We start from the raw sequence: 15,644 nt of genomic DNA, 5'->3' as shown, positions 1-15,644 counted from the left end.
TGATCCTGTTCTAGTAAGAGTCCGGAACCTTGACTTCGGTGGTCGCGGTCAAGGTCTTGCCCTGGAAGAAGTCTCGGTTGCCGACGAAGCACAGCAGCATCAGCGGAATTCCGAGCACGAGCATCCCGATGCCGAGGACGAATACTCCGCCGATCGGACCGTATGCAGTGAAACCGTAGTCGGGCTTGATCATGTCCACCGCACTCTGCACGAATGCCCAGGTCATCGACAGTCCACCGAGGAGCGGGAAGATTCCGCGCATGAACAGGTTTCGGACCGAACCGAACAACGTCCGGCGGAAGTACCACACGCATGCGTACGCGGTGATTCCGTAATAGAACGCCACTGCGAGACCGAGTGACGCGACCGAGTCCTGCAGTGCGTTGGCGCTGACGAAGGTCAATACGAGATAGAAGGCCAGTGCCGAGGCCCCCATGACCAGCGTGCCGAACCCTGGCGTCATGTACCTGGGGTGCACGCTGGCGAATCGCTTCGGGATAGCCTCGTAGACAGCCATCGACAGGGTGCCGCGAGCGGTGGGGAGAATGGTCGTCTGGGTCGAGGACAGTGCCGAGATCGACACGGTGAGAAGCAACAACGACGCGACGACCGAGCCGGCAACGGGGCCGCCGAGGATCGTCAGCACGTCGTCGAGGTTGTCCGGGTTGTTCAGGCCGATTCCGGTGTCGCCGAATCCCGCGAACGACTGCACTGCATATCCGACGAGTACATACGTTGCGACGAGGATCAACGTAGTGATCACGGCGGCGCGGCCCGGTGTCTTCTCCGAGTCCTTCGTCTCCTCACCGACCGCGAGGCATGCATCCCAGCCCCAGTAGATGAAGATGCAGAGGATGATCGCCTGCGCGGCGTCGGACATCGTGACCCCGGTCGGGATGATCCAGCTGAGCTCGGGAGTGATGGCCTGCGGGCCTGCCGTGCCCGCGCCGACTTTCACCAGAGCCGTGATCGAGACGCCGATCAGCACACCGAATTGGACGACCAGCAATACGTTCTGCATGCGCTCGCTGATGAGGATGCCGCGGAAGCTGACATAGGTCATCGACACGATGAAGAACGAGCCGAGCGCCACTTTTGCTGCTGTGGACTCGGCGGCCCCTTCCATTCCTAGGAATTCGAAGAGGTAGATCGCGGCGACCTCGGCGACGTTGGCGAGCACGATGATGGCCGACACGGCAAGTCCCCACCCGGCCATCCACCCCACCCACGGGCCGAAGGCCTTGGTTCCCCAGGTGAACGACGTGCCGCAGTCCGGGGTGTCCCGTCCTAGCTCGCGGTAGGCGAACGCCGTGAGCAGCATGGGAACGAATGCGACGAGGAACATCGCAGGCGCCTTGTCGCCGACGGCGAGGACGACGTATCCCAGCGTCGCCGCCAGGCTGTAGGCGGGAGCAACCGCGGACAGCCCGATGACGATGTTTCCGACGAGACCGAGCGCCCCCGTGTTCAGGCCTTTGCCCGCGGGAGCGTCCGGAGGTGGAGAAGTCGCAGGCGTATCCGCAACAGACATGATCACTCCAAGCTCGAGACCGGATCGATTGCCCAAAACGATACGATTTCGGTTGCGGTTCCGCTCGGTTTCGACTGATCTGTTTTCAAAAGGGTAACAATGCAACGAAATGGGTTGCTTGATCGAACTCCTTCCGGCGTGCGGGATCGTTGTCGAACGCACGCGAGTCCGTTCCGATCGCGCTACCGTCGACTCATGAGTACCGCGAATCCGATCAGCGGCGCGACGCCGCTCGACCTGCCCTCCATCAAGACGGCTCCCAAAGCTCTACTGCACGACCATCTCGACGGCGGACTTCGGCCGCAGACCGTGCTGGAATTGGCCGACGAGTGCGGATACGACGGCTTGCCTGCGCAGGACGGTCCTGCTTTGGGCGAGTGGTTTCGGAACGCTGCCGACAGCGGTTCGCTCGAGCGGTACCTGGAGACCTTCGCTCACACCGTCGCGGTCATGCAGACGCCGGAGGGACTCTGTCGAGTGGCCCGTGAGTGCGCGGAAGACCTGGCCGAGGACGGCGTCGTGTATGCGGAGGTGCGGTTCGCCCCTGAACAGCACCTGGATCGAGGGCTCACCCTGGATCAGGTCGTCGAGCATGTTCTCGAAGGGTTCCGTGCAGGAGAATCAGCGGCACGGGTGAACGGCAAGCGAATTCGTGTCGGATGCCTGCTGACGGCGATGCGTCACGCTGCACGGTCACGGGAGATAGCGGAGCTTGCGGTGCGCTTCAGGGACCGCGGTGTCGTCGGCTTCGACATCGCTGGAGCGGAAGCAGGGTTTCCTCCCAGTCGTCATCTCGATGCTTTCGAGTACATGCGAGCTGCCAACGCGCACTTCACCATTCACGCGGGGGAGGCCTTCGGTCTGCCGTCCATTCAGGAAGCCGTCGCGTTCTGCGGCACGGACCGCCTCGGTCACGGCGTCCGTATCATCGACGACATTTCGGTCGCATCGGACGGAACTCCGTCGCTCGGACTGCTCGCGGCATACGTCCGTGACACGCGCATGCCGTTGGAACTCTGCCCCAGCTCGAACGTGCAGACCGGCGCCGTCGACAGCATCGAAAAGCACCCGTTCGATCTTCTTGCGCGACTGCGGTTCCGCGTCACCGTCAACACCGACAACCGGTTGATGAGCGATACGTCGATGTCGCGCGAGATGCACACCCTCGTCCAGACATTCGGCTACGGCTGGACCGACCTCGAACGCTTCACGATCAACGCGATGAAGTCCGCCTTCATCCCGTTCGACGAACGACTGGAACTGATCGACAACGTCGTCAAACCTGGATACGCGGTGCTCGTCGGATAGGGCTCACTCCTTGCGGAGGCGGGCCTCGAAATCACGCTCGAGTGCCCGCCACGCTTCGGCTTCCAGCTCGAACGGCGCGCTCGGTGCAAGTCGGTTCGGGTCGGGTTCGAGTGTGTAGGAGACATACCAGCCGAGCGGCGTCGAACGTGCGAGCGCGGTTTCCACCGAGTCGTCCTCGGCGAAGTCCGCTGCGTCGGTGAACAGTTCGACAGCCAGATCCAGCTGGTCGACATCGACGGATTCCGGTCCCTCGGCGAGATCGTCTGCCAAGCCCGGCAGGACGTACACATTGTCGTCGGTGATGTCTATGCGCAGAGAACCGTCGATCGCTGCGGTCTGCACCTCGGCGTAGGTGCTGACCTTCGCCAGGTCGTGATCGTGGTCGTCGGCCAGGTACCGGGCGAGAGCTCGTTCGGAACCGAACACCGTGATGCTTCCGGTGCGCCCCAGAAAGATCGGCTCGTCGTCGATGTAGCACCGCAGGGTGTAGTAGGTGTCCTCGGAGGTGATGATCTGGATGGGGTCGATGCCTACCGAAGTCCAGAACCCTTCTTCGGCGGCAGCGTCGGCGATGGGATCCGGGGTGACTTTCTCGTCGGCAGTGTCCCCGTCAGGAGCATCGTCGTCGAGGGTGTCGACATCGTCCTCGTCGGACACGTCGTCGACGTCGACCTCGTTCTCGGTGGCTGCGAGCAGCTCGGCTTCGGCGACGTCCACCGCAGCGGCGTCGACCTCGGGTGAGGTGACCACCGAGTCGATCGCGTCGATGACAGCGTCCCAGCTCTTGGAAATGGACGCGCCGATTCGGTTCCAGAGATTCTGACCGTCTTTGCCGACGTAGGCATCGACGCCGATCCCTACCGAACCCAAGTGTGGATTTCCGGCGAAGAACGAAGTGACAGTGGAGAGTTCGCAGACGTCGCCGATGGTCTGGACCATCTCGAACGTCGCGGCGAGTTCGTCGAGGATATCGGAGTCGGGATCCTCCGCGACGAGTTCCGGAACACCGACGAGGTCGAAGCGATGAAGGTCGTCGGGCTCGAGCTCGTTGGCGGCGAGAGCCGACACGATCTTCCACGACGGATGATCGACGAGGTCGTTGTCGTCGTTGCTACGGATGAATGCGGCCAGGTGAGCGACCGCCTCGAAACCGTAGAGATCTTCCTCGTGTCCGAGGAAGGCCTCCCATTCGTCGTCACCTTCGTGCCATTCGGGAGCCCACAAGGTCACGAAGTCGCCGCGGGTGAGACCGAGTTCGATCGGGATGATGTCGCCAGCCATGGCGGGAAGCCTATCTCAGGTGTCTGAGAGCGAACTTTGCATCTGCTCCAATACCGCGGCTCGACGCCGAAGTGCCTCGCCGGCGGCCTCGGCAGCGGTGACGACGATGGAGTTTTCGAGCTGGGTCGCCGACTCGCGGGACAGATCGGGCTGCAGGTACAGGTCGACCATTGCCCCTGAACCGTCGACTGTGACGGTGGCGAGACCGTCGGCGGATCGGCGAACTATCCGCAGCGCCGACAGCATCTCGGATGCATCGTGCATGACGGACAGCGCGCGGTCGGCGCGATCGATCAGGTCATCGAGCGGATCGTTCACAGAGATTTCATCCAGCTGACAGGTGCGGCTTCGATACCCAACAGTTCGTTCTCGGTATCAGCGACGGTCGACGCACGGGGGAGGCCGAGTCTGTCGAGAATGTCGGCTGCCATCCCGTCGCGTTCGAGCCGGGTGCGATGCCGAGCCATGGCGGACCGGGTTGCTCTGGCGTGCACCTCCATGATCATCCGGGCCAATTCGGTTCCGCCGAAGCGAAGTTCACGTGAGTCGATGTGCACGGCAGTCGGAACTCCGCCCGAGGTTGCCTGGACACGGACGGAATCGGTGCGCGTGGCGGCCCACGCTGTCGACTCGATCATGCGGTCGGCCGGTAGAAGCCTTTGAAGGCCATACCCGAGTTGGTGGTTCGGATGTCACCGACTTGCACGGGATCGCCTGCCTCCACGATCTGTCCGTTTCCGATCACCATGGCGACGTGACCGTCCCACACTGCAAGGTCGCCCGGCATGAGCTCGTCCTGGCTCACCTGGGCGCCGATGTTCTGCTCCTGCGCCAGCCTCGGCAACTCGACACCCTGCTCGCCGTACGCCCACTGGGTCAGGCCGCTGCAGTCGAGGCCGCGGCCCGGCTCGGTTCCGCCCCAGACATACGGCGTGCCCTGTTGCGTCAGTGCACTGCGCACCGCGCCTGCTGCCTCCTCGTTGGGCGCCACTGCGACGCTTCCGTCGGGGAGTGCGACCTGGACACCACCTCCGACGCCGCCCACGTTTGCCGATCTCCGCTGGGAATTGCCGGTGAACATGGACGCGTCGGAGGTCGGCGCCGCGGGGACGGTTGCCGTTGCCGGTGAGGTCATCAGGTTCGACGGAGTGTCGGGAAGGACCGAGGACGCGGACGACGACAGCGTCCTGGCGAAGTTCTGCCCGAATTGGCTGCCCGGGTCCGATCCCGCTGCGGTAGGAGCAGATGCCGGTGCCGTCGTAGGCGCTGCGCCCGCGGGTTGGGGAACCGGCGGAGGAGCGGTGTAGGCACTGATCTCAGCGGTGTGGACGGCAAGCTCGCCGCGCACGCGAGCCACGACCGCCAGCGCGCGCTGCAGGTGTTCGATAGCCGTCGCGATCAGCATCGACTGGCCTGCCGGGGTGAACAGCATCGGTGCGCCGGCGCCTGCTACCGAGATGAAGGACTGCAGAATGCCCTGCAGTTCGGCAAGTCCGGCCTGGACCTTTTCGCAGGCGCGATCGACTACTGCCGCGATCTCGACGCCATGATCGGACAATCCGAGAGCGCTCGTGTGCGCCTGCCCGGCGACTTCGATTGCGGCGGTGGCAGCCGGTCCACTCCATGCTGAGGCAAGTTCGCCGACTGCCGATTGTCCGATGCTCTGAACCGACTCGAGCGCCCGCGACGAGGATCGCAGCACGTCGGCTGGTCCACCGCTGGGAACGATGCCGGACCCGAAAGCACCGAGTAGGTCGGTGATGGGTTTGGCGAGCAGCTCGATCACATCAGGCTCGCGGTGGTCTGGGCGTCGGCGAGGTCATAGGCTGCGCTGGACGCCGATGCCGCGGCACCGAGGCTGGCCACCGTCTCGGCGAGCCTGCCGACCGCGGCCCCGTGCGCACTGTGAACGCCGGTGAATGCAGCGAGAAACTCGGTGCCGATCAGCCCGAACACCGGTGTGAGAACGGCAGGCCCGCACGCAGTTGTCGCTGCAGCCGCTGTAGCGACCTGAGCGGCGGCCGCTCCCATCGTCGTCGCGTACGCGTGCACTTCCGCAGATACTGCCGATATCTCTGTCACCGATTCCCCCATGGATTCCTCGACGGCGCACGAAAAACTCCTACACATATCTTCGACGCACGTGACGGCCGATCGGTTCCCACATTTATCCTGTCGGAATGGAAACTCACGTGGTCGACCATCCCCTGGCCGCTGCACTGCTGACGACGATGCGCGACGAGCGCAGCGACAACGCAACATTTCGGTCCGCACTCCGCCAGCTCACCCACATGCTGGTGTACGAGGCCACCCGCGACGCCGACATCGACACGTTCGACGTGACGACGCCGGTCGCTACCACAAAGGGCACGCGACTGGCGCGTCCGCCGCTGCTCGTCCCGGTGCTCAGGGCGGGACTGGGAATGGTGGAGAAGGCAAGTGGCCTGATCCCACAGTCACGCGTCGGATTCGTCGGGATGGCGCGCGACGAGGAGACGCACCAGCCGGTTCCGTACATGGAGTCGCTGCCCGACGACCTGTCGCAGACTCCGGTCTATGTGCTCGACCCGATGCTGGCAACCGGAGGTTCGATGGTCCACACCATCGAATTGCTCGTCGAGCGGGGAGCAGCGGACGTCACCGCAATCTGCGTCGTCGCCGCTCCGGAAGGCGTCGCGGCCCTCGAGGCGTCGGGACTGCCGGTGCGACTCGTCGCCGCGAGCATCGACGACGGACTCAACGACGACGCCTTCATCGTGCCGGGTCTCGGCGACGCCGGCGATCGTCAGTTCGGCCCGCGCTGAGCATCTCGCTCGTCCTCGGCGTCACCTGGCCGGCGCGCGAGGGCGACCCTCGTCTTCGCGTCGTCGACATCGAGACGAAGGCAGTCGAGCACGTGGAACTGCGCGGCGGACGACTCGGCTTCGCTTCTGCAGGCGCGCAGCGCTGGTGCACCGGTCGTGTCGCTTTTCGTACGGGCGCAGGTTCGGAGTACGTTCCGTGCCCGCGACAGAGCCCGGTGGACGTGGGCACTCAGTGTTCGGAATGCGAATCCAAGGACGGATTTCGGTTCGTGCACACCATCCATCGTGGCGGGTTCGTCTCCCGCGAGCTCGAAGCGCATGTGATGCAACCGCATTGGCTCTACATCGCGACGTTCGCGAACGGAGTGCACAAGGTGGGTACGGCAGCCGACACCAGGAAATGGGGGCGCCTCGCCGAACAAGGTGCGATCTGCGCGCGCTACGTGGCACGAGCCGAGGACGGCAAAGTGATTCGGGTGCTGGAGGACAGCGTGACCGAGCAGCTCCAGGTCCGGCAAGCTGTTCGATCCTCTGCCAAGGCCGCAGCGTTGGCGCTTCCGATCGACACCGTCCGCATCGACGCCGCGACGACGGCGCTCGCCGCTCGTGTCCGCACGATGATCGAACCCGCCATCGACGAGGTGACCTACCGCGTCGTGGACGAGCCATGGCGTACGGCCGGATTTCGTGATCTGGCGTCGGGAAACAGGCTCGCGTATCCCCTCGACATCACCACCGGCACGCACGGTTTCACCGTCGACGCCTGCATCGGCCAGGCGGCGGTGGTGAGGCTGAACGATCGGGTCACCATGCAGGAACGCACCCCCGACGAGGATGCGTCGTTCGTCGTCGACCTGCACGAACTGAAGGGACGACGGGTGACGTTCGGGGACTACACCTCCGAGTTGCCCGCCGTGCAATCAGCTCTGTTCTAGAGAGTCCGTGCGAACTGCCGGAGTTGGTCCAACGTGGCGTCGGCGGTGGCTCGTGCTCTCACCAGGTCCTCACGCGAGCCGGCCGGCTCGACGACCTTGAGATACGCCTTCACCTTGGGCTCGGTTCCCGATGGCCGCACGATGACGCGGATTCCGTTTCCGGAGAGCTCGACGGCATCGGTTCTCAGCGGACCTCGTGTGGCGAGCATGTCGGTCACTGTGACTGCGCGAGAGGCCAATTCGGTCGGAGGATCGGAGCGCAGCCGTGCCATCATCGAGTCGATGCGGCCGAGATCGTCGACTCGCTTCGACACCTGGGCGCCTGCATGGACTCCGAATTCCACCGCGAGGTCGTCGAGAACGTCGAGTAGCGTCCGACTGTCGGATTTCAGTTGCGCAACCAGGTCCGCGAGCACAACTGCCGCCGAGATGCCGTCCTTGTCGTTCACCGTCGTCGGATCCACGCAGTGGCCGATCGCTTCCTCGTAGGCGTAGACCAGGCCGGACCCTGCGCGTACCAGCCACTTGAATCCCGTCAGTGTCCGCGCGTACCTGGCGCCGCGTGCGGGTGCCAACGCCGAGAGCAGTTGAGAGGACACGATAGTGTTGGCCACCAACGAGTCCGGTGGCGCCGACTTCAGGATGTGATCGGCAAGCAGAGCCCCGGTTTCGTCGCCGCTGAGCATTCGCCAGCCTCCAGGGCCGGGCACGCCGATTGCGCACCGGTCGGCATCGGGATCCAGTGCGATCGCGAGGTCGGCGTCCACCTCTGCAGCGAGGGCGAGGAGAGCGTCGGCTGCTCCTGGCTCCTCCGGATTGGGAAACGTGACGGTGGGAAAATCGGGGTCCGGGTCGAATTGGCTTGCCACGACGTGGACGTCGAGGAATCCGAGTCCGCGCAGCGCGGTGAGTGCAATTTCGCCGCCGACTCCATGCAAGGGTGTCAGCGCGATGCGGATGTTTCGACGAGGTGCGTGCACGAGCGCGGGCAGAGTGTCGAGGTAGCGAGCAGTCACGTCGGCGCCGCCCGGGGTGACGAGACTGCGGGGTACGTCGACGGCACGGCCCACTGCAGCGATCTCGGCTTCGATCTCCTTGTCGGCAGGCGGGACCAACTGCGCACCGCCGCGGAGATAGACCTTGTATCCGTTGTCGGCGGCAGGGTTGTGCGAGGCGGTGATCTGAACACCCAGATCGGCATCCAGAGCGCGAACGGCGAAGGCCAGCACAGGCGTCGGGAGCGGGCGGGGGAGCAGCACCACCGAGAAACCGGCAGCTGCAAGGGTTTCGGCAGCTGCGGTTGCGAACACCTCGGACCCGTGGCGTGCGTCCCTGCCGACGACTACCGTCGACCCGCCGAGGCACTTCTTCTGCAACCACGTACAGATTCCGGCCGTGGTGCGAACGACGACAGCGACGTTCATTCCGTTCGGTCCTGCCCGCACCTCGCCGCGCAGACCAGCGGTACCGAAACTCAGGGGAGCCCGGAAGCGCTCGGTCAGTTCGGATTCGGAGAGCTCTGCCAGCTCGTCGCGGGTGATCGGGTCCGGATCTCCGGCAATCCACTCGGAAAGCTGTTCGGAGAGATCGGATGTCACAGCGTCGAGACCAGTCGGTGCAGCAACTCGCCCATACGCGACGCCGAAGCCTTACCTGCCTCGAGGACTTCCTTGTGGTCGAGGTGTTCACCCGTCATGCCGGCAGCGAGGTTGGTCACGAGCGAGACTCCGAGGACCCGGGCACCGAGCGCGCGTGCGGCAATGGTTTCGTGCACCGTCGACATGCCGACGAGATCGGCTCCGATCGTTCGGAGCATGCGGATCTCGGCGGGCGTCTCGTAGTGCGGACCCGGTAGGCCAGCGTAGACGCCTTCCTCGAGAGTGGGATCGATGCTGCGCGCGAGAGTGCGAAGCTCGGGGGAGTAGGCGTCGACGAGATCGACGAACTCGGCGCCGATCAACGGTGACCGGGCAGTGAGGTTGAGGTGATCCGAGATCAAGACCGGTTGTCCGACGCTCATGCCCTCGCGGATTCCGCCCGCTGCATTGGTCAACACGATGGTGCCGGACCCGGCAGCGACGGCGGTGCGCACCGGGTGCACGACGCGTCGAAGCTCGTGACCTTCGTATGCGTGCGTACGGCCTTGGAGTAGGAGGGTGTGCGTCCCTCCGACATTGACCGAGGTGATGGTTCCCGAGTGTCCCGACGCCGACGGCGGCGCGAACCCAGGGAGATCGGCCATGCGAATGGTCGCCGTCGGTTCACCGAACCGATCGGCGGCGGCCTGCCAGCCCGAGCCGAGAACGATCGCTACCGAGTGTGCGGCGACGCCGGTTGCTTCGGCGATGGCGGCGGCCGCAGTTGCGGCGGCACCTGCCGGGTCGATGGTCGGGTCGGCACTGTGTGCGTCAGAAGTTCCCACGAGGGACCACCCTAGGAGATAGACGGTCGATGCGGCGACAGATAGTTGTTGTCATCCACACTCGGCTGCCGCCGCGAGTCCTTCGACCACCCAGGCTTCGTACTCTTCCGTCGTCCATCCGCGATCGTCGACGAGCAAAGTGAAGTTCTCGGGACTCAACAGCGCCAGGCCGACATCCACGCAGGTCTCGACGTCCATGCCGTCGACCTTCTGGGCCAGCGAGGTCATGAGATGCCGAAGCACGATGACTCGCTGCTCGACGTTGGTTCGCCACAGTGCTGCCACGTCCGGATCGGCGTGTGCGCCCGCGCGGACCGCGAGCAGAATTCCCGCGACGCGTTCGGAGACGAGGCTGGCGGCGTGCACGTGGATTCGCAGGTGCTCTGCGGGGTCCGAGGCGGCGACGGCGGCGGCGACCCATTGCCTGTCGAGAGTGGCAATGGGGAGTTCGTCGCCCGCGATCGCGCGGTCGAGCACCGCTTCGAGGATCGCGCGCTTGTTGCCGAACACGAAGTACACGGTCTGCACTGCGACTCCCGCGTCGGTTGCGATCTGCTTGATGGTCGTCGACGCGTATCCGCCGCCGACGAACAGCGGGTGGGCCGCAGTGAGAATCTTCGAGCGAGCGCTGGTGTCGGAGGAATTGACCACGAAGAAGAGTCTAGCTCTAGAGTAGTGCTCTAGTTCTTCACTCTAGAGAGGCTTTCTGATGACTGTTCTCGTTCTCGGCGGATACGGCGCTGTCGGCCGGCGCATCGTCGACACGCTTCGAGCGGATGGTGTCGCTACTGTCTCGGCGGGACGCGATCCGGCACGAGCGGATCTCGCTGTTGATCTTCGCGACCACAGTGCGTACATGGAGGCGTTGAACGGCGTCGACGTGGTAGTAAACGCATCGGGAAGCGAGGACGTCGACCTCGCGCGGATCTCTGCAGGACGCGAGATCCCCTTCGTCGATATCTCGGCGACCAGCTCGTACACGCAGGCATTGAACGCAGTTCGTGGGCCTGTGCTCGTCGGGGTCGGAATCGCACCTGGGTTGTCGGGAATCCTTGCCCGTGAGGCCTTCTCGGAACGTTCGACAGGGGTCGATGTTGCCATCGGGCTCGGTGCAGGGGAACGACACGGGGCGGCGGCCACGGAGTGGACCTACGGATTGCTCGGCACGAGATTCGACGACCCGGACGGATCGTCTGTCAAGAACTTCACCGCAGGCAAGCAGTTCGATTTCCCAGCTGAATCGGGATATCGGCGATTCGCGTCGTTGCGAGCGGATTTCGCCGACCAGCACCGGTTGACGGAGGAGCTGGCAGTTCCGGTCCGAACCTATCTACGGCTCGATTCCCGGCTGATGACGGTAGGGCTCGCCGCCATGACGCACGCGCCGTGGCTGTCTCGGTTCACGCCGTCGGTCCTGCCGGGAGGCGATCGCTGGGCCATCGTCGCGCGTGACCACGGTGGCATGCAGGCGTGGGCGACGGGGCGCGAGCAGTCGGTGGCAACAGCTGTGATCGGTGCTTGGTCGGCCCGGGCGTTGCTGGAAGGGCGGATCGAAATCAGCGCCCCCACGTGGCTGCACGGCGCGGTCTCACTTCGTGACCTGAGCGAAGAACTGCAGGCTGCCGGCATCATGACGTCCCCGGGGGCGTCGGGCATCTGACAGCATGAAGCCGATATTCGTCGCGCCGGTACGCAGTAGCGTCGCTGCCCTCGAGGCCTGATGTTACCGCCGGGTAGTATCCGCCTATGCCTTTCCTCGAACGCAGCGGTGACGTGCACATCCTCTACCTCGGTGACGAGGCAGGCCCCGAGAACAACGAGAACCGATTCCACCCCGAGTGGATCGATCGGGTCCACGTTCTCCTCGACGAGGTGGAGGCCACCGAGGGCCCCACAGCCTTGGTCACGACGGCGTCCGGGAAGTTCTTCACCAACGGCCTCGACACCGATTGGCTGTTCGCCAACCTGGACAAGATCACCTGGTACCTCGACCGCGTCCACACGCTGTACACCCGTCTGCTCACCTTCCCGATGGCAACGGTGGCGGCAGTGCAGGGCCACGCGTTCGGCGCCGGTGCGATGCTCGCGACGGCACACGACTTCCGCACGGTCCGAGTCGATCGCGGCTTCTACTGCCTCCCCGAGGTCAACCTGAACATGCCGTTCACGGTGGGCATGTCGGCATTGGTCACGTCTCGACTGCCGAGGCAGACCGCGATCGAGGCCATGACGACCGGCCGTCGCTTCGGCGGAGCCGATGCCGTCACCGCAGGTATCGCCGACGTTGCAGTGACCGAGGACGAGGTCCTGTCATCCGCCGTCGAGCGTGCGGCAGCACTGACGAATACGCGCGGAAAGAACCTCGCGGGTATCAAGGCGGGCATCCACGCCGACGTTCTCGCTGCTCTGAATACCCCGACAGGTGAGAGCAACTTCAGCTTCGGAAACCAGTAGTGACAGACTGGTGCGGTGATCGATGAGACCGATGCAGGTGTGCAGAGCGCCGCACCAGAGCTGATCGAACTGTCGCATTCGATTCATTCCGAGCCCGAGTTGGCGTTCGAGGAATATCGAAGCTCCGCAAAAGTGCGCGAGCTGCTCGGTGCCCGTGGTTTCGAGATCGAGTCGGGCGTCGCGGATATGCCCACTGCGTTCACCGCCAAGTACGGTTCCGGCGACCTGAACATCGGCATCTGCGCGGAATACGACGCCCTGCCGGAAATCGGTCACGCCTGCGGGCACAACATCATCGCTGCATCCGCAGCCGGAGCGGCGATTGCTCTCGCGCCTCTCGCAGACGAACTCGGGATCACCGTCACCGTCCTGGGCACTCCCGCCGAGGAGAGCGGAGGCGGCAAAGTTCTGATGCTGGAGCGAGGAGTGTTCGACGGGGTCGCCGCGGCACTGATGGTCCATCCGGGTCCGTTCGACATCGTCGGCGCCACCTCACTTGCGTTGTCCGACATCGGTATCAAGTTCACCGGGCGTGCCGCCCACGCATCGGCGGCACCCGAATGGGGCATCAACGCGGGCGACGCGGTCACCATCAGCCAGGTCGCGATCGGTCTGCTTCGCCAACACCTGGCCCCCGGCCAACAACTACACGGCATCGTCAGCGACGGTGGGCTCGCGCCCAACATCGTTCCCGGGCACGCCGAATTGCTGTACTACCTCCGCGCGCACACCTCGGAGTCGTTGGCCGCGTTGACCACGAAGACGTACCGGTGTTTCGAGGCCGGTGCACTGGCGACCGGATGTACTCACGAAATTCGAACGATCTCACCGACGTACACGGAACTGACCCCTGATCCCTGGCTCGTGACGCAGTTCCGCCGCGAGGCGGAGGCGATCGGGCGCAGGCCGCTTGCACCAGAACTGGAAGGATTCCGCCCTCTGGGCAGTACCGATATGGGAAATGTGACGAATGTTCTACCCGGAATCCATCCGGTCATCGGGCTGGATTCGGCGGGCGCAGTGACCCATCAACCGGAGTTCGCGGCGGCCTGCATCACCGCGTCCGCTGACACCGCTGTCCTCGACGGCGCTCGGTTGCTGGCCAGGACCGCAGTGCGTGCCGCCCAGGACGCTGACGTGCGAGCACGACTGCTCAGCGGCGTGGAAGCGCGGGCAGCGACATGATCGACAGACACGCACTCGTCGACACGTGGATCCTGAAGCACGCAGACGACCTATCGACGTGGCGTCGCCATATTCATGCCAACCCGGAACTGGCGCGACAGGAATTCGCGACCACGGCGTTCGTGGCCGAGGAGCTCGAAGCTGCAGGGCTGTCGCCGAAGCTGTTGCCCGGTGGAACCGGCTTGATCTGCGACATCGGCCCGAGCGGCCCCCGTGTTGCTCTCCGCGCCGACATGGATGCGTTACCGCTGCAGGAGTTCACCGGCGCGACGTACAGCTCCACCGTCCCCGGTGTGTCGCACGCGTGTGGACACGACGCGCACACCACCGTTCTGCTCGGCACCGCGCTGGCGCTGGCATCGCTGCCCGACCTGCCCTTCGGGATTCGGCTCATTTTCCAGCCGGCCGAAGAGGTGATGCCCGGCGGTGCCCTCGACGTCGTCGCGGCGGGAGGGCTGGAGGGTGTGACGAAGATCTTCGCCCTGCACTGCGATCCGCGCCTCGAAGTCGGCAAGGTCGGAGTCCGCGTCGGCGCGATCACCTCGGCAGCGGACACCGTCGAGCTGCGCCTGGACTCACCGGGCGGTCACACCTCGCGCCCCCATCTGACGACTGATCTGGTCTACGCGTTGGGGACCGTGATCACCGGACTCCCCGGCATGCTCAGTCGACGGATCGATCCCAGGACCAGCACCGTCATGGTGTGGGGTGCAGTCGTCGCAGGCCAAGCGCCCAACGCGATTCCGCAGACCGGGATGCTGACGGGAACAGTTCGAACCGGCGACCACGAAACCTGGGCGCTGCTCGAGCCGATGGTCTCCGAGATCGTGACCGGTCTGCTCGCGCCCACCGGGGTCCGCTTCGAACTGCACTACAAGCGTGGGGTTCCGCCGGTGGTCAACGACGCTGCGGTGACGAGAACCTTCGAGAATGCCATTCGGAGGGTCGGACCGGCCGCGCTGGCGGACACTGTGCAATCGGGCGGCGGGGAAGACTTCTCCTGGTACCTCGAAGACATTCCCGGCGCAATGGCGAGGCTCGGTGTCTGGTCCGGCACCGGACCTCAGCTCGACATCCACCAGCCGACCTTCGACCTGGACGAACGCGCCCTCGCAGTGGGCGTCAAGGTCATGACGGGTATCGCGCTCGAACCGAACTAGCTGGTGCCAGGCCCGACATTGCGGCTGTTGCGGGTACGAAGGTCCCGCACGTAGTCGGCCGGAGCGCCGGCGATCTCTGCCGCTTCGGCCATGACACCCAGGTAGCGGGCTGAGGGAAGGCCGCCCTCGTAGGCGTCGAGCACGTACAGCCAGGCAAGGACCGGTCCGTCGGCGGTCTCGACCCGTAGCCTGACCTTGCGGTGGATGCCCAGTTCCGAGCCTTCCCACCGGTCCAGGCTTTGTTCGTCCTCTTCGGAGACGTCGTAGAGGACCACGAACACCTTCTCGTCCTGGTCGGGTGCGACCGTTGCGAGCGCGCCCTCCCAGCCGATGTCGCCGCCGCCGAACGTCAGACGCCACCCGTGCAGCCAGCCGGTTCCGGACAGGGGAGAGTGCGGACAACGCTGCAACATCTGCTCCGGATGCATGTTCGATCCGTAGGCGGCATAAATTGGCACGTCGGCCAGCCTAATCCGTCGGCACGTCGGGGGTCGCGGGGCGACCCCCGAATCCGACATCAGCGCTGGTCGAGATCAGTGAAGTGAGCCTTACCGGTGCATGACG

General features: G+C 64.8%; 18 protein-coding genes. 7 read left to right on the top strand and 11 right to left on the bottom strand.

Annotated elements, in window-relative coordinates; all coding sequences use genetic code 11:
• Window positions 1-10: 10 nt before the first annotated feature.
• Complete coding sequence (locus tag ACODSO_RS24150; RefSeq protein WP_489039205.1) at window positions 11-1,531, bottom strand: APC family permease; 1,521 nt, start codon at window positions 1,529-1,531, stop codon at window positions 11-13.
• Window positions 1,532-1,726: 195 nt separating this feature from the next.
• Here ACODSO_RS24150 and ACODSO_RS24145 point away from each other — a divergent pair, with 195 nt between their 5' ends.
• Window positions 1,727-2,839, top strand: coding sequence for an adenosine deaminase (locus ACODSO_RS24145; protein WP_489039204.1), 1,113 nt, complete (start codon window positions 1,727-1,729; stop codon window positions 2,837-2,839).
• A gap of 3 nt (window positions 2,840-2,842) precedes the next feature.
• Here ACODSO_RS24145 and ACODSO_RS24140 read toward each other — a convergent pair whose 3' ends face one another.
• The 5 genes from ACODSO_RS24140 to ACODSO_RS24120 are packed head-to-tail and all read right to left on the bottom strand — an operon-like array spanning window position 2,843 to window position 6,202.
• Window positions 2,843-4,120, bottom strand: a complete 1,278-nt coding sequence (locus ACODSO_RS24140) for a primosomal protein (RefSeq protein ID WP_489039203.1) — start codon at window positions 4,118-4,120, stop codon at window positions 2,843-2,845.
• Between the two features lie 15 nt (window positions 4,121-4,135).
• The gene (locus tag ACODSO_RS24135) at window positions 4,136-4,438 is read right to left on the bottom strand and encodes a YbaB/EbfC family nucleoid-associated protein (protein ID WP_489039202.1); all 303 of its coding nucleotides are present in this window, start codon (window positions 4,436-4,438) and stop codon (window positions 4,136-4,138) included.
• Window positions 4,435-4,758, bottom strand: coding sequence for a hypothetical protein (locus ACODSO_RS24130; RefSeq protein WP_489039200.1), 324 nt, complete (start codon window positions 4,756-4,758; stop codon window positions 4,435-4,437). Before ACODSO_RS24130 ends, ACODSO_RS24135 begins: the two co-directional genes overlap by 4 nt.
• Complete coding sequence (locus ACODSO_RS24125) at window positions 4,755-5,906, bottom strand: C40 family peptidase (RefSeq protein ID WP_489039199.1); 1,152 nt, start codon at window positions 5,904-5,906, stop codon at window positions 4,755-4,757. The genes ACODSO_RS24130 and ACODSO_RS24125 overlap by 4 nt, the downstream gene beginning before the upstream one ends.
• Window positions 5,903-6,202 carry a type VII secretion target gene (locus ACODSO_RS24120; protein WP_489039198.1) on the bottom strand — a complete coding sequence of 100 codons (300 nt, stop codon included), beginning with the start codon at window positions 6,200-6,202 and terminating at the stop codon, window positions 5,903-5,905. The genes ACODSO_RS24125 and ACODSO_RS24120 overlap by 4 nt, the downstream gene beginning before the upstream one ends.
• 98 nt (window positions 6,203-6,300) lie before the next feature.
• Between ACODSO_RS24120 and upp the strand changes: the two genes are divergently transcribed.
• Entirely contained in the window at window positions 6,301-6,924 is a 624-nt protein-coding gene (gene upp / locus ACODSO_RS24115; protein WP_489039197.1) for a uracil phosphoribosyltransferase, read from the top strand.
• On the opposite strand, the gene ACODSO_RS24110 is transcribed toward upp, so the two are convergent.
• Window positions 6,906-7,199: a hypothetical protein gene (locus ACODSO_RS24110; protein ID WP_489039196.1), complete on the bottom strand. Its 294-nt coding sequence runs from the start codon at window positions 7,197-7,199 to the stop codon at window positions 6,906-6,908. The two genes, upp and ACODSO_RS24110, sit on opposite strands and share 19 nt — an antisense overlap.
• Between ACODSO_RS24110 and ACODSO_RS24105 the strand changes: the two genes are divergently transcribed.
• Window positions 7,194-7,859 carry a DUF2797 domain-containing protein gene (locus ACODSO_RS24105; RefSeq protein WP_489039195.1) on the top strand — a complete coding sequence of 222 codons (666 nt, stop codon included), beginning with the start codon at window positions 7,194-7,196 and terminating at the stop codon, window positions 7,857-7,859. The genes ACODSO_RS24110 and ACODSO_RS24105 overlap by 6 nt on opposite strands.
• Here the strand turns inward: ACODSO_RS24105 and ACODSO_RS24100 are convergent.
• From ACODSO_RS24100 to ACODSO_RS24090, 3 genes are read right to left on the bottom strand one after another with little or no spacing between them, the layout of a single operon-like run.
• Window positions 7,856-9,457, bottom strand: a complete 1,602-nt coding sequence (locus ACODSO_RS24100; RefSeq protein WP_489039194.1) for a phospho-sugar mutase — start codon at window positions 9,455-9,457, stop codon at window positions 7,856-7,858. The genes ACODSO_RS24105 and ACODSO_RS24100 overlap by 4 nt on opposite strands.
• A complete protein-coding gene (locus tag ACODSO_RS24095; RefSeq protein ID WP_489039193.1) occupies window positions 9,454-10,281 on the bottom strand; it encodes a purine-nucleoside phosphorylase in 828 nt (275 codons plus the stop codon). The genes ACODSO_RS24100 and ACODSO_RS24095 overlap by 4 nt, the downstream gene beginning before the upstream one ends.
• A 51-nt stretch (window positions 10,282-10,332) precedes the next feature.
• The gene (locus ACODSO_RS24090) at window positions 10,333-10,932 is read right to left on the bottom strand and encodes a TetR/AcrR family transcriptional regulator (protein WP_489039192.1); all 600 of its coding nucleotides are present in this window, start codon (window positions 10,930-10,932) and stop codon (window positions 10,333-10,335) included.
• A gap of 58 nt (window positions 10,933-10,990) precedes the next feature.
• On the opposite strand from ACODSO_RS24090, the gene ACODSO_RS24085 reads away from it, so the two are divergent.
• The 4 genes from ACODSO_RS24085 to ACODSO_RS24070 all read left to right on the top strand — a co-directional run bounded on the left by ACODSO_RS24085 (window position 10,991) and on the right by ACODSO_RS24070 (window position 15,080).
• Window positions 10,991-11,941, top strand: a complete 951-nt coding sequence (locus ACODSO_RS24085; RefSeq protein ID WP_489039191.1) for an NAD-dependent epimerase/dehydratase family protein — start codon at window positions 10,991-10,993, stop codon at window positions 11,939-11,941.
• An 86-nt stretch (window positions 11,942-12,027) separates the two neighbouring features.
• A complete protein-coding gene (locus ACODSO_RS24080; RefSeq protein ID WP_068380674.1) occupies window positions 12,028-12,735 on the top strand; it encodes an enoyl-CoA hydratase/isomerase family protein in 708 nt (235 codons plus the stop codon).
• Window positions 12,736-12,750: 15 nt separating this feature from the next.
• Window positions 12,751-13,920, top strand: coding sequence for a M20 family metallopeptidase (locus ACODSO_RS24075; protein WP_489039190.1), 1,170 nt, complete (start codon window positions 12,751-12,753; stop codon window positions 13,918-13,920).
• Window positions 13,917-15,080, top strand: coding sequence for a M20 family metallopeptidase (locus tag ACODSO_RS24070; protein ID WP_489039189.1), 1,164 nt, complete (start codon window positions 13,917-13,919; stop codon window positions 15,078-15,080). Before ACODSO_RS24075 ends, ACODSO_RS24070 begins: the two co-directional genes overlap by 4 nt.
• Here ACODSO_RS24070 and ACODSO_RS24065 read toward each other — a convergent pair.
• Window positions 15,077-15,538 carry a gamma-glutamylcyclotransferase family protein gene (locus ACODSO_RS24065; RefSeq protein WP_489039188.1) on the bottom strand — a complete coding sequence of 154 codons (462 nt, stop codon included), beginning with the start codon at window positions 15,536-15,538 and terminating at the stop codon, window positions 15,077-15,079. The two genes, ACODSO_RS24070 and ACODSO_RS24065, sit on opposite strands and share 4 nt — an antisense overlap.
• Between the last annotated feature and the right edge of the window lie 106 nt (window positions 15,539-15,644).

The organism is Rhodococcus sp. FG69 (assembly GCF_057808915.1).
The sequence above is the reverse complement of the archived record's forward strand: the minus strand, read 5'-3'. Positions and strand labels throughout refer to the sequence as shown.